The organism is Streptomyces sp. B5E4, from assembly GCF_039871555.1.
GTDB lineage: Bacteria > Actinomycetota > Actinomycetes > Streptomycetales > Streptomycetaceae > Streptomyces.
On the sequence record NZ_JBDPMI010000002.1, the window covers coordinates 231,427 to 249,547 of the forward strand.

Annotated in this window: 19 protein-coding genes; 6 read left to right on the forward strand and 13 right to left on the reverse strand. The window is 73.7% G+C overall.

Annotated elements, in window-relative coordinates:
• Positions 1 to 287: 287 nt before the first annotated feature.
• Both ABGA99_RS03585 and ABGA99_RS03590 read right to left on the reverse strand, forming a co-directional pair.
• Positions 288 to 974, reverse strand: a complete 687-nt coding sequence (locus ABGA99_RS03585; RefSeq protein WP_347582136.1) for an HAD family phosphatase — start codon at positions 972 to 974, stop codon at positions 288 to 290.
• 62 nt (positions 975 to 1,036) lie between these two features.
• Complete coding sequence (locus ABGA99_RS03590; RefSeq protein WP_347582137.1) at positions 1,037 to 2,020, reverse strand: sheath polysaccharide-degrading enzyme; 984 nt, start codon at positions 2,018 to 2,020, stop codon at positions 1,037 to 1,039.
• 202 nt (positions 2,021 to 2,222) lie between these two features.
• Between ABGA99_RS03590 and ABGA99_RS03595 the strand changes: the two genes are divergently transcribed.
• Positions 2,223 to 3,269, forward strand: a complete 1,047-nt coding sequence (locus ABGA99_RS03595; protein ID WP_347576935.1) for a lactonase family protein — start codon at positions 2,223 to 2,225, stop codon at positions 3,267 to 3,269.
• 90 nt (positions 3,270 to 3,359) lie between these two features.
• On the opposite strand, the gene ABGA99_RS03600 is transcribed toward ABGA99_RS03595, so the two are convergent.
• From ABGA99_RS03600 to ABGA99_RS03620, 5 genes are all read right to left on the reverse strand, one after another.
• Positions 3,360 to 4,265, reverse strand: a complete 906-nt coding sequence (locus ABGA99_RS03600; RefSeq protein WP_347576936.1) for a hypothetical protein — start codon at positions 4,263 to 4,265, stop codon at positions 3,360 to 3,362.
• Positions 4,266 to 4,443: 178 nt separating this feature from the next.
• Positions 4,444 to 5,436, reverse strand: coding sequence for a BadF/BadG/BcrA/BcrD ATPase family protein (locus tag ABGA99_RS03605; RefSeq protein ID WP_347576937.1), 993 nt, complete (start codon positions 5,434 to 5,436; stop codon positions 4,444 to 4,446).
• 5 nt (positions 5,437 to 5,441) lie between these two features.
• Positions 5,442 to 6,128, reverse strand: a complete 687-nt coding sequence (locus ABGA99_RS03610; RefSeq protein ID WP_347576938.1) for a uracil-DNA glycosylase — start codon at positions 6,126 to 6,128, stop codon at positions 5,442 to 5,444.
• Between the two features lie 44 nt (positions 6,129 to 6,172).
• On the reverse strand, positions 6,173 to 7,255 hold the full coding sequence (locus ABGA99_RS03615; protein WP_347576939.1) for an exo-alpha-sialidase: 1,083 nt from the start codon (positions 7,253 to 7,255) through the stop codon (positions 6,173 to 6,175).
• A 98-nt stretch (positions 7,256 to 7,353) separates the two neighbouring features.
• The gene (locus ABGA99_RS03620; protein ID WP_347576940.1) at positions 7,354 to 8,013 is read right to left on the reverse strand and encodes a DUF305 domain-containing protein; all 660 of its coding nucleotides are present in this window, start codon (positions 8,011 to 8,013) and stop codon (positions 7,354 to 7,356) included.
• A 183-nt stretch (positions 8,014 to 8,196) separates the two neighbouring features.
• Between ABGA99_RS03620 and ABGA99_RS03625 the strand changes: the two genes are divergently transcribed.
• Positions 8,197 to 9,666: a hypothetical protein gene (locus ABGA99_RS03625; RefSeq protein ID WP_347577041.1), complete on the forward strand. Its 1,470-nt coding sequence runs from the start codon at positions 8,197 to 8,199 to the stop codon at positions 9,664 to 9,666.
• A 95-nt stretch (positions 9,667 to 9,761) separates the two neighbouring features.
• On the opposite strand, the gene ABGA99_RS03630 is transcribed toward ABGA99_RS03625, so the two are convergent.
• The gene (locus ABGA99_RS03630; RefSeq protein ID WP_347576941.1) at positions 9,762 to 10,403 is read right to left on the reverse strand and encodes a helix-turn-helix domain-containing protein; all 642 of its coding nucleotides are present in this window, start codon (positions 10,401 to 10,403) and stop codon (positions 9,762 to 9,764) included.
• Positions 10,404 to 10,694: 291 nt separating this feature from the next.
• On the opposite strand from ABGA99_RS03630, the gene ABGA99_RS03635 reads away from it, so the two are divergent.
• Genes ABGA99_RS03635 through ABGA99_RS03645 form a run of 3 tightly spaced genes read left to right on the forward strand, consistent with a single transcriptional unit; the run spans position 10,695 to position 12,514 of the window.
• The gene (locus ABGA99_RS03635) at positions 10,695 to 11,183 is read left to right on the forward strand and encodes a DUF402 domain-containing protein (protein WP_347582138.1); all 489 of its coding nucleotides are present in this window, start codon (positions 10,695 to 10,697) and stop codon (positions 11,181 to 11,183) included.
• Position 11,184: 1 nt separating this feature from the next.
• Positions 11,185 to 11,958, forward strand: a complete 774-nt coding sequence (locus ABGA99_RS03640; protein ID WP_347582139.1) for a nucleotidyltransferase domain-containing protein — start codon at positions 11,185 to 11,187, stop codon at positions 11,956 to 11,958.
• Between the two features lie 58 nt (positions 11,959 to 12,016).
• A complete protein-coding gene (locus tag ABGA99_RS03645; protein ID WP_347582140.1) occupies positions 12,017 to 12,514 on the forward strand; it encodes a hypothetical protein in 498 nt (165 codons plus the stop codon).
• A gap of 33 nt (positions 12,515 to 12,547) precedes the next feature.
• On the opposite strand, the gene ABGA99_RS03650 is transcribed toward ABGA99_RS03645, so the two are convergent.
• The 5 genes from ABGA99_RS03650 to ABGA99_RS03670 all read right to left on the reverse strand — a co-directional run bounded on the left by ABGA99_RS03650 (position 12,548) and on the right by ABGA99_RS03670 (position 16,374).
• The gene (locus ABGA99_RS03650; RefSeq protein WP_347576945.1) at positions 12,548 to 13,246 is read right to left on the reverse strand and encodes an HAD-IA family hydrolase; all 699 of its coding nucleotides are present in this window, start codon (positions 13,244 to 13,246) and stop codon (positions 12,548 to 12,550) included.
• A complete protein-coding gene (locus ABGA99_RS03655) occupies positions 13,243 to 13,932 on the reverse strand; it encodes a phosphatase PAP2 family protein (RefSeq protein WP_347582141.1) in 690 nt (229 codons plus the stop codon). Before ABGA99_RS03655 ends, ABGA99_RS03650 begins: the two co-directional genes overlap by 4 nt.
• Before the next feature lie 10 nt (positions 13,933 to 13,942).
• On the reverse strand, positions 13,943 to 14,884 hold the full coding sequence (locus tag ABGA99_RS03660) for a M56 family metallopeptidase (RefSeq protein WP_347576947.1): 942 nt from the start codon (positions 14,882 to 14,884) through the stop codon (positions 13,943 to 13,945).
• Positions 14,885 to 14,956: 72 nt separating this feature from the next.
• A complete protein-coding gene (locus tag ABGA99_RS03665; RefSeq protein ID WP_347576948.1) occupies positions 14,957 to 15,523 on the reverse strand; it encodes a DUF5134 domain-containing protein in 567 nt (188 codons plus the stop codon).
• A 167-nt stretch (positions 15,524 to 15,690) separates the two neighbouring features.
• Positions 15,691 to 16,374: a glycerophosphodiester phosphodiesterase family protein gene (locus tag ABGA99_RS03670; RefSeq protein WP_347576949.1), complete on the reverse strand. Its 684-nt coding sequence runs from the start codon at positions 16,372 to 16,374 to the stop codon at positions 15,691 to 15,693.
• A gap of 334 nt (positions 16,375 to 16,708) precedes the next feature.
• Here ABGA99_RS03670 and ABGA99_RS03675 point away from each other — a divergent pair, with 334 nt between their 5' ends.
• Complete coding sequence (locus tag ABGA99_RS03675; protein WP_347582142.1) at positions 16,709 to 18,118, forward strand: DUF6421 family protein; 1,410 nt, start codon at positions 16,709 to 16,711, stop codon at positions 18,116 to 18,118.
• Positions 18,119 to 18,121 lie beyond the last annotated feature (3 nt).

The window sequence follows — 18,121 nt, forward strand, 5'->3', positions numbered from 1 at the left end:
TAGTGCGGACTACTCGGTCACGCGGTGGACCGGACGGCCGAACTCAGTAGCCTTTGCACGGGGATTCGCGCGGCCCGTACGCGCTTCGCGTTCGACCACCCCGAGTATCCATCCCGTTCGGCGAGCAGTTCGGGGACCTGGCCTACGAGTTCGTGCAGCGGCATGTCAGGGGCGAGGTCGCGGAGGACTGACCCGGGCCGCCGGGACGCGGGAAGCGCGGGGCGGTGCGGATCCACGGCACCGCCCCGTGCCTGCGCGGCCCGTACACCCGGGTGCTCGGCGGCATCTCACGCCCCGTCCGTCACCCACGCGAACGCCCGCTCCGCCGAGAACTCCCGCTGCCCGCCCCGGAACACCAGCCCCGCGCCCGCCTCGACCGCCTCGTCCGCCTGCTCCGGCAGATACGGCACCGCCACGCACCGCATCCCCGCCCGGCGCGCGGCCTCCCACCCCGGCGGCGCGTCCTCCACCACCGCACAGTCCTCCGGCCGTACGCCCAGCCGCCGGGCCGCCTCCAGGAACACGTCCGGCTCCGGCTTGCCCCGCTCGACCTCCTCCGCCGAGACCAGCGTGCCGAACAGCCCGTCGAGCCCGGCCGCCGGCAGCACCGCCTCGATGGCGGCCCGCGAAGAGCCGGACGCGACGGCGATCGGCCGGCCGGCCGCGCGCAGCATCTCGGCGAACGTCCGCATCTGCGGGTACGCCTGGCTCGACGCCCGCGCCAGTTGCAGGTACGCGGCGTTCTTCTCCGTCAGCAACTCCTCCAACGGCGCCGCCAGCGCGTACCGCTCGCGCAGCGTGCGCAGCGTCTCCCGGGTGCCGACGCCCAGGAACCCGGCGTGCTCCTCCCAGGTGAAGCCCGTGACGCCGTGCTGTTCGAGCACACGGCGCCCGGCCTCGTAGTAGTTCGGTTCGCTGTCGACGAGGGTGCCGTCGAGGTCGAAGACGACGGCGGTGGTACCGGTGGCGCTCATACGACAAGCATGCCAAGTCCGGCACGAAGCGGACGGCCCGGGTGGTCGGCCGGGGGGAGAGGTCAGCCGGTGACCGGGATGCCGGGGTTGACCAGGCCGCGGCCGCCGGTGACGGTGTTGCTGCCGGAGACGGTCACGGGGCAGGTCTGCGCGTCGTAGTGGGTGACGTGGATGGCGTACCGGTCGGGCCCCGTCGCGCCGCCGAGGTCGGAGCTGTTGCCGCGGAACGTGGCGTTGCAGCCCCAGCCGTCCTGCACCTCGTGGGTCTGGTAGCCGTCGTTGGTCGTGCCGCGGCCGGTGTTGTCCGCCACGAGCACGTCGTTGCCCTTGATGTCGACCCACGAGTCGTCGTAGTTCGCGCCCGTCAGGCCGCTGCCGTCGAAGGTGTTGCCGATGATCCTGGCGCCGGTGGTGCCTTCCTTGATGTCGACGTTCTCGCCGCCGACACCGGGGCCGATCGTGTTGCCCTGGATCAGGATGCGGTCGCTGCGGTCACCGGTGCCGCCCGCGCTGCCGACGTAGACGCCCTCGCCCATGCCGCGGCCGTTCTGGCCGGTGTCGTAGATCAGGGAGTCGGTGAGGGAGCCGTCGGAGCTGGAGTTGCGGAAGTGCACGGCCTCCATGTCCAGGTCGTGCACGGCGACGGAGGCGATGTCCACGTGGTCGGCGGCGTCCATCACGATGCCCTTCTGACCGCCGGTGACCGTGAACCCGGTCAGGTTCCAGTACGAGGCGCCGTCCAGGTGCAGCCCGTAGCCGCCGCCGGCGACCAGCACCGCCGCGGCGGAGCCGGTCAGGGTGGCGGGCGCGGAGGCGCTGCCGGAGGCGGTGATGTCGAAGTTGCCGCGGTACGTGCCGTCCGCGAGGCGGATCGTGTCGCCGGGTCCCGCGGCGGCGAGGGCCGCCTCCAACTCGCCGGCCGTGGAGACGTCGATCACCTCGGCGGCGTCCGCGGGCCGGGCGGCGGCCGTCGACTGGATGCCGCCCAGCAGGGCGGCGGCGGACACCAAAGCGGCCGCGATACGGGTGCCGTGCGCTCCGTGCATGCCGAGTCTCCTCGTGTGGGGGGTGGTCTCACGGCGCGCGGCCCCTGCGCGGACAGCATTCTCCTGCACATCGGCCCGATCCGGTACGGGGCAGGCGGGCCGGGTCGGCCGGGGGTGCCATTGGAGAGACCGCCGGACGGGCGGGAGATCGTCGGGTAGGGTCGCGCGGACCGCCTCCGGGCCTGCTGAAAGGGGAAAGCGCATGGGTGAATCGGTTCTGCGGGCTTGTGTCGGCTCGTTCTCCAGCGGTGGCGGTGCCGGGATCACCGTCGCCGACGTCGACTCCGGCACGGGCGCACTCACCCCGCGGCACTCGACCGACGCCGTACGCGACCCCTCCTTCCTCGCCGTCGCGGACGGCGGCCTGCTGTACGCCGTGAGCGAGACCGAGGGCGGCAGCGTCGCCGCGTTCCGGCTCGCCGACGACAAGCCCGTGCCCGCCGGCGACCCCGTACCCGTCAGCGGCGACCACCCCACCCACCTCGCGCTCGCCGGCGGCCACGTCCTCACCGCCAACTACGCCTCCGGCAGCTTCAGCACCGTGACCGTCAGCCCCGACGGCACCCTCGCCGGACCCGCCGCCCTGCTGCAGCACGAGGGCAGCGGCCCGGTCGCCGAGCGGCAGGAGGGCCCCCACGCGCACCAGGTGGTCCCCGACCCCACCGGCCGCTGGATCCTCGGCGTCGACCTCGGCACCGACTCCGTGCTCGTCTGCGTCCTCGACGCCGACCGCGGCGCCCTGCGGCTGAACCACGAGGTGCCGCTGCGCCCCGGCACCGGCCCGCGCCACCTGGCCTTCCACCCGGAGGGACACCGCGTCTACGTCGCCTGCGAGTTGGAGCCCGTCGTCACGGTCTGCTCCTGGGACGCCGCCACCGGCACCCTCGAACCGCTCGCCGAGGCCCCGTTGCTGACGGACGAGACGGCCGCGGCGGACACGACCCCGTACGCCTCCGGCATCGCCGTCTCGCCCGACGGCCGCTTCTGCTGGACGGCCGTCCGCGGCCCCGACGTCGTCTCCACCCTCGCGCTCGACGCCGACGGCGGCGTCCGCGACCTCGTCTCGAACGTCCCCTGCGGCGGCACCTGGCCGCGGGACCTCGCGATCGACCCGGGCGGCCGCCACCTCTACGCGGCCAACGAGCGCTCCGGGGACGTCACATGGTTCGACATCGACGCGGAGACCGGCACCCCGCGGCGCACCGGCTCGGCCGCGCTGCCGGCGGCGTCGTGCGTCGTGTTCGGCTGATCCGGGCCCGTCGGCCGGGCCGCGTCCCCGGCCCGTGAAACAGCGGAGCCGCCGGTGCGCGCCGGCGGCTCCCGCTGTGGTACGTGCACGTCAGCGCAGCGGCGACCCGGCGGGCTGCGGCGCGATGCCCAGCGTCGTCGTGTACTGCGTCAGCGCCAGTTGCCCCACCGACGGGTACGGGCCCAGCGGCTCCGCCGCCTCGCACGCCGCCTCCTCGGCCGCGCCGGCCAGCATCCCCGCGGGCAGCTCCGGGCCCAGCGCATACGGCGCGAGCGCGAGCCGCGCGGAACCCGAACTCCGCAGCGACTCCGCCACCTTGGCCACCGCCCCCGGCCGGTCCAGCGCCGCCGCCATCACCGGCACCGCCAGCCGCGCCGAGAGCAGCATGCCCGTCACGCCCGCCGCCCGCACGGCCTCCTCGCCGCCCACGGCGCCGAGGATGATGCCGTCCGCGGCCGTCGCGACGGTGAACAGCCGCGCCCGGTCGGCGCGGGCGAGGCCCGCCTCGGAGAGCCGCACGTGCAGCGCCTCGGCGAGCAGCGGGTGCGGCCCGAGGACGTCGGTGAGCTCGACCGCCGTCCCGCTCGTCGTGATCGCGTCGCGCAGCCGGTCCAGCAGCACCGGGTCGGGGCCCGCGAGCATCGGCACCACGACGGCCACCGGCACGTCCTCGGCCACCTCCAGCGTCCCGGCCTCGGCGAGCGCGGCGCGCTGCGCCGTGGCCTGCGCGAGGACCGCCGTCAGCGGCGGGAACTCCTCGTTCTCGCCTTCGGCGTAGGCCACCCGGCCGTCGAGCCCCGGCAGGTCGGAGCGGGCGATGCTGAGCACCTCCTCCGCCATGCTGCGGGTGGCCGCAGACGGGGCCCCGGGCACGACCAGGACCAGCGCCGGCGCACCCTCGGGCGCGCTCGGCCGCTCCGGCTTACGATGCCGCCCCGGTTGACGGCGGGGCATACGTACGGGCAGACCGGCTGCGTGTCCATCGGCAGAGCTCATGGCGCCGCATGCTAACGCGTCAGCGCGGTCCGCCACATGCCCGGGGTCGCCATTCGCCCGCGGGCGTGACTGCGGGAGCACGGCGGCGGACAGGCGGTGACGGCTCTCGTACGGACCGTCTCCGCGCCGCTACGCGCGGTCCCCCGCACCCGCGCCGCCCGCCGCCCGGGGCACCGGGCTACCAGACGTCGAGCATGCCCCGTTCCACGGGCAGCAGCAGCTCGTCCGCCGCCAGCGCGGCGGCGATCCGCAGCGCCCCCGCCAGCGGCGTCGCCGTCGCGGTCGACACCCGGGCCCGCGGCAGCCGCACCGCCAGCTCCGCGCGCAGCGGCGCGAGCAGCGGCTCCCCGATGCCGAAGAGCCCGCCGGTGAGCGCGACCGCGCTGCCGGGGTCCGCGGGGCAGACCGCGACGGCCGCGGTGGCGATGTGCTCGCCCGCCTCCGCGAGGATCCCGGCCGCGACCGGATCGTGCGGCGCGCAGCGGGCGACCTCCGGGGCGAACGACGCCAGCACCGCCGGGCGGTCGGGCCGCGGGTACAGCAGGCCGGGCATCTGCGTGCCCGTGCCGAACACCGTCTCCATCCGGGCCAGCAACGCCGCAGAGCCCCCGCGGCGGCCGTCGAACGCCCGCATCGCCGCCTCCAGACCCGCCCGCCCGATCCACGCACCGCCCCCGCAGTCGCCGAGCAGGTGCCCCCAGCCGTCGGCCCGCCGCCAGCCCGCGGCGTCGAGTCCGGTGCCGACCGCGATCATGCCGGTGCCGGCGGCGACGACGGCGCCGGGGTGCTGCCCGATGGCGCCCGCGTAGGCCGTGACCCCGTCGGCGGCGAGCGCCAGGCGCCGTACGCCGAGGGCGTCCGCCAGCGCGTGCGGCAGCCGGGCGCGCAGATCGGCGCCGAGGGTGGCCATGCCGGCGGCACCGACACAGACGGCGGCGAACGACTCGGCGCCGGCCCCGTCCAGCAGCCGGTGCGCGGCGGGCAGCGCCTTGCCGAGGAAGTCGTCGGCGTCGATCCCGTTGTCCCCGGTGGCGACGGGCCCCGCGGTCTCCGGGGCGGCGTCGCTCTCCGCGGGGTCGCCGCCGTCCGCGGGGATGGCGGCCGCGGCGATGCGCAGCCCCGAGCCGCCGGAGTCGATGCCGAGCACCCATCGGGCCGTAGCGCTGGTCATGGCGGCTATCCGTTCGTCGGCAGCGTCCAGTCCACCGGGTCGGCGCCCTGCTTCTGCAGCAGCTCGTTGGCCCGGCTGAACGGGCGGGAGCCGAAGAAGCCGCGGTCGGCGGACATGGGGGAGGGGTGGGCGGACTCGATGGCGGGGTACTCGCTGAGCATCGGGCGCAGGTTGCGCGCGTCGCGGCCCCACAGGATCGCCACCAGCGGCCGGCCGCGGGCGGCGAGCGCCCGGATGGCCTGCTCGGTGACCTGCTCCCAGCCCTTGCCACGATGCGCGGCGGGGCGCCTGGGCGCGGTGGTGAGCGCCCTGTTGAGCAGCAGCACGCCCTGCGTGGTCCAGGGGGTGAGGTCGCCGTTGGCGGGGCGGGGATGGCCCAGGTCGCTGTGCAGCTCGCGGAAGATGTTCTCCAGGCTGCCGGGCAGGGGACGCACGTCGGGGGCCACGGAGAAGCTGAGGCCCACGGCGTGGCCCGGGGTGGGGTAAGGGTCCTGGCCGACGACGAGCACCCGCACGTCGTCGAACGGTTGCTGGAAGGCCTGTAGCACGTTCGGCCCGGCGGGCAGGTATGTGCGCCCGGCCGCCACCTCCGCACGCAGGAAGTCGCCCATGGCGGCGATCTGTTGGGCGACCGGTTCCAGGGCCTTGGCCCAGCCGGCTTCGACGATGTCGGGGAGAGGACGTCCAGCCATGGCCGGTCACTCTACTGGCTCCACGGCCGCTCACCCGCCACGTCTCAGACGGCCGCGGCCCGTACGCACAGCACGTCCGGCAGGTGCGCGGCGAGCTGTGTCCAGCTCTCTCCTTCGTCGGCGCTGGCGAAGACCTCCCCGTTGCGGTTGCCGAAGTACACCCCCGCGGGGTCGGCGTCGTCGGTGCACAGCGCGTCCCGCAGCACCGTGCCGTAGTGGTCCTCCGCCGGCAGCCCCGCCGACAGCGGCTCCCAGGTGGCCCCCGCGTCCGAGGTGCGGTAAACCCGGCAGCGGTTCTCCGCGGGCACCCGGTCCTCGTCGGCGGTGATGGGGAAGAGGTACGCGGTGTCGCCGCGCGAGGGGTGGGCGGCGACGGCGAAGCCGAAGTCCGAGGGCAGACCGGCGCCGATGTCGGTCCAGGTGGCCCCGGCGTCGTCACTGCGGTAGACGCCCCAGTGGTTCTGCAGGTAGAGCCGGTCCGGGTGCACCGCGTCCCGGGCGACCTTGTGTACGCACTGGCCGAACTCCGGGAATCTGTCCGGCTGGAAGACCACCTGTACCCCGGAGTTCGACGGGGCCCAGCTCGCTCCGCCGTCCACCGTGCGGTACACCCCGCCGGCGGACACGGCGACCGTCACGGACGCCGCGTCCCGTGGGTCGGTGACCACCGTGTGCACCGCGAGCCCGCCGCCGCCCGGCTCCCACTTCTCCCGCGTCGGGTGGTCCCACAGCGACCGCATCAGCTCGAACGTCTCGCCGCCGTCAGCGGACCGGAACAGACCGCCGGGCTCCGTGCCCGCGTACACCACACCGGGGGCCTCGGCCCCCGCGGGCTGCAACTGCCAGACCCGCTCCAGCGACGTGCCGGTGTCCTTCGGGTACTTCACGGGCTGCTGCCGGGGCTCCTCCCAGGCCGCGCCGAGGTCGTCGGAGTGGAAGACGGAGGGGCCCCAGTGCGCACTGTCGCCGCCGGCGAGCACCCGGGGCGCCGCCCCGCGGGTGTCGATGCCCACCGAATAGACCGCCTGGGCCCTGAAGTGCGGTCCGTCCAGCTCCCATGCGCCGCCGCGGCGCCGTCCCAGGAACAGCCCCTTGCGCGTTCCGACCGCCAGCACTACGTCCTGCATCCGGATCCACCTCCGTGCGACCTCGTCGTCGACCACGGGTCAGTCTGCACCCGGCCACTGACAACGCCCCCGGGACGCGCGGAAACCGCGGGCCGGAGCTAGGCCAGCTCCTCCATCCGCCCGATCTCGCTCACCTGCTGCGCGATCACGCCGGTCGCCAACTGCTCGACGTACTCGTTGTTGCCCTTGCCGAGCACCTCCTCGGCCATCTTCACCGCGCCCTCGTGGTGGGCGATCATCAGCTTGAGGAAGAGCGCGTCGAACTCCCCGCCGCGCGCCGCCCGCAGCCGGTCGAGGTCCGCCTGGCTCGCCATCCCGGGCATCGACTCGTGCCCGCCCGCGTGCCCGCCGTCGTGGCCGTCCTCCCCGCCGCCGCCCGGGTTCTCCTCCAGCCACGCCTCCATCACCGCGATCTCCGGCTGCTGTCCGGCCGCGATGCGCTCGGCGATGCTGCGTACGTCCTCGGAGTCCGCCTGCTTCTCGGCGATGTCGGTCATCACGATCGCCTGCCCGTGGTGCTCGATCATGTCGCGCATGTACGTGGTGTCCGCCGAGTTGGGCCGGTCGTCGCCGCGCGCCTCTTCGACTTCGTCCGCGGGGATCGTGGCTGCTTCCTCGCCGGGCTTCCCGGGCGCGATGACGGATGCCCCGCCGCCGTCCTTGGCGTCGTCGGACGAGTCGCCCCCCGTGCAGCCTGCCAGCAACAGCGCGGCGGTGAGCAGCGGAACGACTGAGGCGAGTGCGCGACGGTGCCGCAATGTGACCTCCGTACAGGTGGTTCCGGCGAGGTGCCAGGTACGTCCTAGCACGAGCGGGTGCTGACAGGACCAAAAGTTTCTATTACAACTGTGTTTCCGTCTGTTGTTCTGTACATGCTTGGCGAGATACTGCCTTGATTTCAATGCAGACGCGCACAACTGGGAGGGAATCACGTGACGTCGTTGCACAGATCACGCACGCGGCGCAGAGGTCTGGCCGCGGCCGCAGCCCTGATCGGGCTCGTCGGCTCGCTGCTGACCGCCGGCACCGCGGCGGCCGTTCCGGGCCCGGGCGACGGGCCGAACGCCCCCAAGAAGCTCAGCAGCAGTGAACGGTCGGAGGCGAAGGACGCCATCGCGCGCGGCGAGGTGCCGGGCGTGGACGAGATCGACAAGAGCGACAACATCGAGCACGTCGCCCACCTCGACAAGGGCGCCCTGAAGGGCACCAACTCGGACATCGCCTTCCAGGGCAACTACGCCTTCGCGGGCAACTACGACGGCTTCGTCATCTACGACATCGCCGACCCCAAGAGCCCCGAGAGGGTCAGCGAGGTGCTCTGCCCCGGCTCGCAGAACGACATCTCGGTCTCCGGCGACCTGCTGTTCCTGTCCACCGACTCGTCGCGCAGCGACGACTCCTGCAACAGCACCACCCAGCCCGCCACGGAGAAGGACTCCTGGGAGGGCATGAAGGTCTTCGACATCAGCGACAAGCGCAACCCCGAGTACGTCGCCGCCGTCGAGACCGCCTGCGGCTCGCACACCCACACGCTGGTGCCGGAGCGCAAGAACATCTACCTCTACGTCTCCTCGTACTCGCCCAGCGACACCTTCCCCGACTGCCAGCCGCCGCACGACGGCATCTCGGTCGTCAAGGTGCCGCGGTCCGCGCCGGAGCGCGCGGAGGTCATCGACTTCCCGGTGCTGTTCCCCGACGGCGGCAACCAGGGCAGCCCCGGCAAGTCGGCCACCACCGGCTGCCACGACATCACCGCCTTCCCCAAGCTGGGTCTCGCGGCCGGCGCCTGCATGGGCGACGGCATCCTGATGGACATCTCCGACCCGGAAGAGCCGGAAGTCCTCGATCAGGTACGTGACTCCGAGAACTTCGCCTTCTGGCACTCGGCGACGTTCAGCAAGGACGGCGGGAAGGTCGTCTTCACCGACGAGCTGGGCGGCGGCGGCGCCGCGACCTGCAACGAGGAGATCGGCCCGAAGCGGGGCGCCAACGGGATCTACGACCTGAAGAAGCGCGGCGAGAACTTCGACCTGGTCTTCCGCAGCTACTACAAGATCCCGCGGCACCAGGCGGACACCGAGAACTGCGTCGCGCACAACGGCTCGCTGGTCCCGGTGGCCGGCGGCCGCGACATCATGGTGCAGGCCTGGTACCAGGGCGGCGTCTCCGTCTGGGACTTCACCGACTCCCGCGAGCCGAAGGAGATCGGCTACTTCGAGCGCGGCCCGCTGTCCGACACCGCCCTCGTCGGCGGCGGCTCCTGGTCCGCGTACTACTACAACGGCTATGTCTACTCCAACGACATGGCCAAGGGCTTCGACGTCCTGAAGATCAACGACCGGCGCACCGACAGCGCGCGCTGGGTGCGGCTGCCCGAGCTGAACACGCAGACGCAGCCGGACTACCGCTGATCCGTGCGCACCGCCGGCCGGCACCTCGCCGGCCGGCGGGCCGCTGATCCGCGTACGGTCCGGTCCGCGTACCCGGCGGCGGCCGCTCCCCGCGGCTACCGCCGGTGCGCGGCCCGCACCGGTGTCCCGTCGGAGGGCAGCACGCCCTCCGGCGGGACGCCGAGGTGCCAGTCCAGCCCGTAGCGCCGGAACAGCTCGCCGCGCAGCCGGTCGAGCGGCATCGGCACCCCCGGCAGCAGCAGCGCGAAGACCGCGCCCATGAGCTGCGCGCGCAACATCGGGTACTCGGTGTCCGGGTCGGGCGAGCCCCAACTCGCCACGGTGTCGCGCAGCAGTACCGCGAGCTGCTGCTGCTCCGCGCACTGGATGAAGCCGTCCGCCTGCAGAATGCCGGCCATATGGTGCCGCATGAGCACCGGGTGGTCCTGCGAGAGGCCCAGGACCGCGTCGATGGCGCGGGCCATCCGCTCCTGACCGTCCTCCGTGTGCGACGGCCGCTCCAGGGCGGCGCCGAGCGTAAGATGCATCAGCCGGTGGACGGCCGACTGCACGAGCTGGCGTTTGCCCGGGAAGTAGTACGAGACGAGACCGCGCGCCGAACCCGCGCGTTCCGCGATGTCTCCCAAGGTCGTGCCCTCGAAGCCCCGTTCGTCGACCAGCTCCACCGTGGCCTGCAGCAGACGCTCCCGGGAACGGCGTCGGAGTTCTTCATTGACTGCGGGCCTGCGGGGGGACATCCTGTAACTCCTGCCTTCACTGGCTGAGAGCCAGTATACTCAGTGAGGCTTCCGGCACCGAGGCGCGCACGCCCGGTGCCGGGGGAGCGGTGGGCTCGGGCGATGCGGGGGATCGCCCGAGCCCGCGATGCCTGGGAGCAGATTTTTCGTCCTGCCGGGAACCCGGAGTCCACGTCGGCCGTTTGACGCTGTGAGGCCCCGCGCTCCCCCGTCGCGGGGCCTCACCAATTGCCGTGCCGGCCGGCTCGCCTCCCGGTAATGTGCCCGGGGGACGCGTACGGGAGGAAGGGCATGCTGACACCGGGCAGCGAGGTCGAGGTCACGCTGGTCAAGCAACTCCGGCCGGGCCTGAGCTACCCGGCCGTCGTCGTCCGCGACGACGGCAACCACGCGGTGGTGCGGGCCCCCTGGGCCGGCCCGAAGGAGCGCGACGCGGGGTACGTGCGCTTCGAGCACGGCGACGTGTGGACCGAGCACTTCTGGCGCGACCGCTGGTACTCGGTCAAGGAGATCCACGCCGCCGACGGCCGCCTCAAGGGCTGGTACTGCGACGTGGCCCGCCCCGCACGTGTCGAGGAGGACCGGGTCACCGTGCACGACCTGGAGCTCGACCTCTGGCTCTCCGGTGACCGGCAGACCCTTCTCCGGCTCGACGAGGACGAATTCGTGGCCAGCGGCCTGCCCGAGCGTGACCCCGGCACCGCCGCCCGCGCCCGCGCCGCACTCGACGAGCTGGAGGAGCTGGCCCGCGCCGGACTCGACGAGCTGCTGGCCGGCTGAGGTGACCGGACGCGACGCGGCCCGGCCGCTGCTCGACCGCTTCCTCGCCGCCCTGCGCGCCGCCGTGCCGCTGGAGGCGCTGTGGGCCCACGGCTCGCTCGCCCTGGGCGACTACCGCCCGTACCGCAGCGACCTCGACCTCATCGCCGTGGTCCGCGAGGACGTCGGCGCCGACCCCGCCGCCCGCGGGCGGCTGAAGGCGCTGCACCGCAGGCTCCACCGCGAGGTGCCGCTCGCCGCCAAGCTGCACTGCTCGTACATCGCCGTGGACCGCCTGGCCGGCGCCGGCCTCGACCACCTCACCTGGGCCCACGCCGAGCTGTTCAGCCGCCCCGTCACTCCGGTCACCCGGCGCGAGCTGCACACCGGCGCGCTGGTGCTGCACGGCCCCGGGCCGTCCGGGCTGCTCCCGCCGCTGCCGGACGCGGAGTTGACCGCGTTCATCCGCAAGGACCTCGGGGAGTACTGGCTGCCGGCGACGGCCTCGCGGCGGCGGTGGCTGCGCGACGTCTGGGTCGACCTCGGCCCGATCACCGTCGCCCGCGCCGGCGTCACCTTGCGCGAGGGCCGCCTGATCACCAAGGGCGAGGCCCTCGACGTGCTCGCCGCCACCGGCGCCCCCGCGGCCCTGGTCGACGACATCCGCGACCGCCGCTACGCGGAACACCCGGCCCGCACCGCTCCGCTCTGGCGCCTGCGCCGCGCCGCGCTGGCCCGTGACTACGTCCGCTCCCGCATCCCCGTCACCCTCGCGGACCCCGGCGCCACGCCTTGACAGGGCGGTTTACGGAGTCCAGTGTTCCGTGCACTTCCCCACCCCGAACGGGAGTCGCATGGCTGTCTACATCTGCTCACTCATCGTCAGCGAACCACAGGTCATACCTGCTGACGGCGAGTACCACATCGTCCGTTTCCCCTACGGCGCCCGCGAGTCGTTCGACGCCCACGGAATGCACCAGGCGGCCCAGCCCGACGGCAAGCGCTCCTCCTACCCCGACCGCCGCTCCGGCCTGATCTGGCCGAGCCGGGAGGGCTGGGGGTCGCTGACCGCGATGGTGTACTGGGAGAAGGGCGACTACACCGAGGTCCGGGACCGGTTCGTCCGCGACCCCCTCGGCCTGGCCGGCGGCTACGACGCCACCGCGACCGAGGACCACGCCGGCACCCCCGGCGGCGAGTACCGCCACAAGCACCACGAGATCTTCGTCCGGCCGCGCACGCCGCTGGCGTTCCTGGTCCGCCACAACGGCGGCAAGAGCGCGCGCATCAGCCACGCCCAGTTCAAGCTGGCCATCCATCCGGCCGCCGAGATGCCCCCCGCCGGAAGCTGAAGTCCCGCGCGGGCGGCGGCCGTACGCGCCCGCTCAGCCGACGAGATCCAGCACCGGCCGCAGTCCGTCCGGGCGTTCACCGGCCGGCAGATGGTCCACCGGGAGGTAGCCGCACCCCAGCGCCGTGGCACCGCCGTCGGCGCGGCGGTCGTCGCCCACCATCAGCACGTCCTCCGGCGCCCGCCCGACCGCCTCGCAGGCGGCCCGGAACAGCCGCGCGTCCGGCTTCTGCACCCCGTGCTCGTACGACAGCGTGTACGCGTCCACGTACGCGTCGAGCCCGTGCGCGCGGAACACCGGCCGCAGGTCCCAGCCGATGTTGCTCACCACCCCCACCCGCATACGGCGCTCCCGCAGTTCGCACAGCACGGCCGTTGCGTCGGGGTACGGCTCCCACGCCGCCGGCGTCATGTGCCGGTCGTACAGCGCGTCGTAGACCTCGTCGGGCCAGGGCAGCGGGACCAGCCGGGCCAGGCCCGTGTACGCGGCCCGGTGCCGCTCCGTGCTCCGGTCCCGGGTCCGCCACGCCTCCGCCAGCAACTCCGGTACGCGCTCGGGGAACCCGCCGCCCGGCAGCGCGCCCGCGCGTTCCAGCGCGGCGGCGTACCGCGCGATCGCGGCGTCGCCTGCGGCGATCCCCGCGGCGTCCAGCACGGCGCGCAGCCAGCGCACCGCGGGCTCGACGCGGAACAGCGTCCCGGAGAAGTCGAAGAGCACGGCCTTGGGGCTCATCCGCGTACCTCCACCCGCCCGTCGCGCGGGGACCGCTCCACCGCGCCGTACGCCACCGCGGCGATCGCCGCGACCGCCGCGCCCATCAGGGCGCCGCCGATCACGTCGCTCATCCAGTGCACCCCGAGCCACACCCGGGTGAAGCACACGCCCACCACCGAGACGGCCGCCGCCGCCCACGCGGCGTACCGCAGGCCCGTCGGTACCCCCGGCGTGCGGCTGAGCACCCACAACAGCAGACCGCAGACCAGCGCGGCGGTCATCGCGTGGCCGGAGGGGAAGGCGGCGTGCGAGGCGGAGTCCACCGGGTGGGCCCACGTCGGCCGGTCGCGGCCGACCCCCGCCTTCAGCCCGTACTGCAGCACCCAGCCCACCGCGACCGCGCCGGCCAGCCACAGCGGCAGCCACCGCGCGCCGCGCCACAGCAGCCAGAAGATCACGGCCAGGATCAGCAGCCGCATCGTCACGGTGTCCCAGATCCAGTCGGTCATGATCCGGTTCGCCTTCGTCCAGTCCGGTTCGGACAGCGCGGCGGAGTGCAGCCGGCGGGCGACGCTGCCGTCGGCGTCCATCAGCGGCTGCCAGGTGGCGGCCACGAGCACCGTGAGCACGACGCTCAGCAGCGTGAGGACGACGGCGGTGAGGCGCAGGGCGGGGGAGGGGTGGCGCGGCGCGGCGGCTGTCACGCCGCCGACCCTACGCGAGCGCGCTGAGCCCGGGGCCGAAAGCGACCAGCAGCGGTACGGCGGGCGCCGCCAGCGCGGCGACGGTCAGCCGAAGCCGGCGGGCCGGGGTGAACCGCGGCGCCGCCGCGAGCAGCCGGTCGACGCGCTGCGGGAGGTGGGCGTGGTGGCCGTGGCCGGGCCCGGGGCCGAACACGCCGCGCTCCTCGTTGAGTTCGACCAGCGCGGTGGCGAACGTCATCCGCCCGAAGCGGCGCGAGGCGACGTCGTCGGCGGCCAGCTCGCACAGCCGGTGCACCTCGTCGCGGAACGCCCGGAAGACCGGGAAGCTCGGTACGCCCGCCAGCGCGCCCGCGCAGTGCCGCAGCCAGTGGTGGCGGGCCCTGCTGTGCCCCTGCTCGTGCGCGAGCACCGCGTCGAGCTGGCGCTTCTTCAGCCGCCGCAGCGCGGCCGTGGTGATGATGAGCTGGGCGGCCTGGCCGCCGGGCAGCCACCAGGCGTCGGGGCGTTCGCCCTCCAGCACCACCAGCCGCTCGGCGCCGGTGTCCTCGCCGGGCAGCAGCGGCGCCCGCCGACGCAACTCCTCGCGGCGCCGGCGGCGCTGCGCGCGGGCGGTACGGACCTCGCGTACGAACATCACGGCCGTCCACAGCCCGCCCGCCGCCAGGGTCACGGCGAGCACCGCGGCCCACGGGGCGCCGGTGGCATCGCCGTACGCGTCCCGCACCGCCACCGGCGCCGGTGCGAAGACCCCGCTGTGCACCTGCGCCCACGCCACGGCGGCGCTCAGCGACATGGCCAGCCCGCAGCACAGCAGCACGGCGGCCACGACGCACTGCCACACCCACAGCGCGAGCACCGGCTCGCGGTCCGCCCACGCGGCGCGGGTCAGCAGCCGGGGCGCGACCGCGGCGACGAGGGCGGCGAAGGCCAGCAGCGTGAGCGGGATCACCATGTGATCAGCCTACGGAGCCGGAGGGCCGGCCGGTACGGCTCTGCCCGTGAAGTGACGGACGACACCGGGGAGTCAGAGGGCCAGGAGCATCGCGACCATACCCGCCCCCATGCAGACCCGGCAGGCGCCGGCCAGCTCCGGCCGCACCGTCCACCCGCCGCCCGTCCCGGCCCGGCCCCCGACCGCCCCCGGCTGACCTCCCGCCACCGCGGTGACCGGCTTCAGGCCCCCGTACAGCACATACAGCACGTAGTACGCCAGCAGCCCGGCGGTGACGACCGGCAGCCCGGCGGCGGCGCCGTGCCCGCCGTGGTCCGCCGCGCCCATGGCCACCGCCATGTACACCATCGCCAGCGCGCCGATCGCGTGATGCAGGTGGTGCCCCGCGGCGCGCAGCGGCAGCACGGCCCGTACGAAGGCGGCCCCGAAGACCGCCGCGAACGCGCCCGCCGTCCACGCCGCAGGACCGGGCAGCCCCGCGGGCAGCGCCATCGCCGCCATCCCCAGCCCCATGAGCGCGTCCCCGGCGGCGCCGCGCCGCTCCTCGGCGGCGACCGCCCGCATCCGAAGCAGACACAGCCCGGCGACGCCCGCGCACAGCGCGGTCAGCAGCAGGCCGGCGAGCGGCGGTCCGTGCATCCGCGGGCCCCCTCGGACGACGACGGCGGCCCCGCGGCACGACTGCGAGGGCCGGCCGGTGCCGGTCCCAAGGCACGGGGCGCTGTGACGGAAGGCTGCCCGCGCCCGTGCGCCCGGACGCGAGCGCACGGGCGCAAGGAGCGGGCGCAGGGGGAGCGCGCGGTGGCTCAGGCGGTGAAGCGCACCGAGTGCTTCATCCCGGGGAAGTCCGTCACGACGCCCTGAAGCCGCAGGCCGCGGGCGAGCTTCAGCTCTTCGGGGGTGTTGACGGTCCAGGCGATGACCTGCAGCCCCGCCCCGTGCGCGCGGTCCGCCAGCTCCAGCGTCAGCCGGCGGATGTTCAGCGACAGCATCCCCGCGCCGACGTCGCGGGCGCGGTCGACCACCCCGGGCCCGTAGTGGCTGGCGACCAGCACCCGCGGCACGTCGGGCAGCAGTTGCCGCATCTCGGCCAGCGCCTCGTCGTGGAACGACAGCACCTCGACGCGGCCGACGAGATCGTGCGCGGTCATCGCCTCGGCGAGGGCGTTCGCCGCGGCGACGTCCTTGATCTCGACCTGCAGCCGGCCCTTCACCGCCTCGACCACCTCGTCGAAGGTCGGGACGCGCTCGCCCTGGCCGGCGTCCAGCTCGCGCAGCTCGGCGAGCGTGAAGTCGGCGATGAGGCCCTCGCCGTTCGTCGTGCGGTCCACTTCGGGGTCGTGCATGACGACCAGGTGGCCGTCCTTGCTCAGATGCAGGTCGAGCTCGATGGCGTCCATGCCCTCGCGATCCGCGCGAACGAAGGAGCGGATCGTGTTCTCCGGCTCGACGCCCATCAACCCGCGGTGACCGATGGTCAGAAATGACACTGCGCTCTCGCCCTCCGTCGGCGGTCCGTCACAGACTGGCGCAAAGCCTAGGCCAAATCGGGGAGATCGACACCGGTCGTGCGCGGTCCGCACGGCGGGTCGCGGCAGAGCGGCGGGCGGGGTCACCCGGACGTGGCAGGGCCGTCCCCTGCGGCCACTCGGGCACCGGCACGGCACGGGTGACGGGAAGGACCAGGGGTTAAACCATGATTCGCCGGAAGATTTACGCTCTGTGCTGGGGGGCTGCGCAAGGTTTCCCGGAGGCCCGGTTGAGCGAGGTCCCACTCCAGAGATACGGTGGTCAAACAGGAAGTTCTTAACGTAGGAGTGGTCCATGACGGAAATTCTTGCTTCCGCGACGGTGGAAGGTGACGTTCTGTCCGCCACGGACGCCCCCCGTGTAGTCGCGCAGCCCGCCTGGGCGCGGCTGAAGGCGGCCGTCGAGGAGATCCGTCCGTGGCAGGCGAAGGACGGCTCGATCGACTTCGAGGCCGAGGGCGCCCCGGCGCGTCCCGCCGCCGAGGATGCCGTCGAACGGGTCGCCGCCGCGGTACGGGAGCTGTCCCCGCTGGTGCCGCACGACGCCTCCTACCACGACGCGGTCGTCGCCGACCTGCGCCGATGGGCCGCCGAGGGCTTCGGCGTGCCCGACTTCCTGGACTCGGTGCTGGCCTTCCACCCCGCGGACCACCGCGCCGACGGGCTCCAGCACCTCGTCGTCTTCCCCATGTACACCCAGAACGGCAACCCGGACCGCAACGTCGAGGCCGTCGTCATCCGCGTCGTCTGGCCCGGCTGGCTCGCCGAGCTGGAGCGCACCCGCTACGACAACCCCATGTTCCTCGGCATCACGTTCGAGGACTTCACCGCCGGGTACGACACGAACTCCGCCGTGCTCTTCCCCGAGACCATCGCCATGCGCGAGGTCCCGCCGCGCTTCACCTGGGGCGCCATCTTCTGCGACCGCGAGGCCGCCCGCTTCCGCCGGGTCAGCACCGCGGCCATCGGGGCCACCGGGCTGGAACTGCCCGAGGAGGCCCGCGGCCTGCTGACCGACCAGGAGCGCGCCCAGCAGACGTTCGTGCTGTGGGACATGGTCCACGACCGCACGCACAGTCACGGCGACCTGCCGTTCGATCCCTTCATGATCAAGCAGCGACAGCCGTTCTGGATGTACGGCATAGAGGAGCTGCGCTGCGACCTCACCGCCTTCCACGAGGCCGGCAAGCTCGCCGCCGACGGCTTCCCGCAGGGCCGCGACGTCCAGTACACGGTGCTGATGGACCGGCTGTTCCGCTTCCCCGTCACCGGCGAGCGCAACCGCAACTACGACGGCCTCGGCGGCCAGCTCCTCTTCGCGTACCTGCACAGGCACGACGCGCTGCGCTGGACCGACAACCGGCTGTCCGTCGACTGGGACCTGGCCCGCGAGGTCACCGGCCGGCTCCGCAACGAGATCGAGACGCTGTACCGCGAGGGTATCGACCGCCCGAAGCTGGTCCACTGGTTCAAGGCGTACGACCTGGTGTCCACCTACCTCGCCCCGCACCCCGGCTCCACCTGGGCCAAGGGCCCCGACGCCCTCGATCTGGCCAAGCCGCCGCGGAAACTCGTGGACGACGTGCTGCCCGACGAGTTTCCCCTCAGCATGTTCTATGAGGCCCTTGCCAAGAAGCTGCGCAAGGTGATCGAGTCGACGCGGGGCATCACGGCCGAGACCGCCGACATGGCGGACGCCGCGTGACGG

Bases quoted from the DNA above. Each gene is read 5' to 3' on its own strand.
- ABGA99_RS03590 (WP_347582137.1), bottom strand. From the start codon at position 2,020: ATGCACGGAGCGCACGGCACCCGTATCGCGGCCGCTTTGGTGTCCGCC.
- ABGA99_RS03615 (WP_347576939.1), bottom strand. From the start codon at position 7,255: ATGCAGGACGTAGTGCTGGCGGTCGGAACGCGCAAGGGGCTGTTCCTG.
- ABGA99_RS03665 (WP_347576948.1), bottom strand. From the start codon at position 15,523: ATGCACGGACCGCCGCTCGCCGGCCTGCTGCTGACCGCGCTGTGCGCG.
- ABGA99_RS03600 (WP_347576936.1), bottom strand. From the start codon at position 4,265: ATGAGCTCTGCCGATGGACACGCAGCCGGTCTGCCCGTACGTATGCCC.
- ABGA99_RS03605 (WP_347576937.1), bottom strand. From the start codon at position 5,436: ATGACCAGCGCTACGGCCCGATGGGTGCTCGGCATCGACTCCGGCGGC.
- ABGA99_RS03650 (WP_347576945.1), bottom strand. From the start codon at position 13,246: ATGAGCCCCAAGGCCGTGCTCTTCGACTTCTCCGGGACGCTGTTCCGC.
- ABGA99_RS03645 (WP_347582140.1), top strand. From the start codon at position 12,017: ATGGCTGTCTACATCTGCTCACTCATCGTCAGCGAACCACAGGTCATA.
- ABGA99_RS03630 (WP_347576941.1), bottom strand. From the start codon at position 10,403: ATGTCCCCCCGCAGGCCCGCAGTCAATGAAGAACTCCGACGCCGTTCC.
- ABGA99_RS03660 (WP_347576947.1), bottom strand. From the start codon at position 14,884: ATGGTGATCCCGCTCACGCTGCTGGCCTTCGCCGCCCTCGTCGCCGCG.
- ABGA99_RS03585 (WP_347582136.1), bottom strand. From the start codon at position 974: ATGAGCGCCACCGGTACCACCGCCGTCGTCTTCGACCTCGACGGCACC.
- ABGA99_RS03635 (WP_347582138.1), top strand. From the start codon at position 10,695: ATGCTGACACCGGGCAGCGAGGTCGAGGTCACGCTGGTCAAGCAACTC.
- ABGA99_RS03610 (WP_347576938.1), bottom strand. From the start codon at position 6,128: ATGGCTGGACGTCCTCTCCCCGACATCGTCGAAGCCGGCTGGGCCAAG.
- ABGA99_RS03595 (WP_347576935.1), top strand. From the start codon at position 2,223: ATGGGTGAATCGGTTCTGCGGGCTTGTGTCGGCTCGTTCTCCAGCGGT.
- ABGA99_RS03675 (WP_347582142.1), top strand. From the start codon at position 16,709: ATGACGGAAATTCTTGCTTCCGCGACGGTGGAAGGTGACGTTCTGTCC.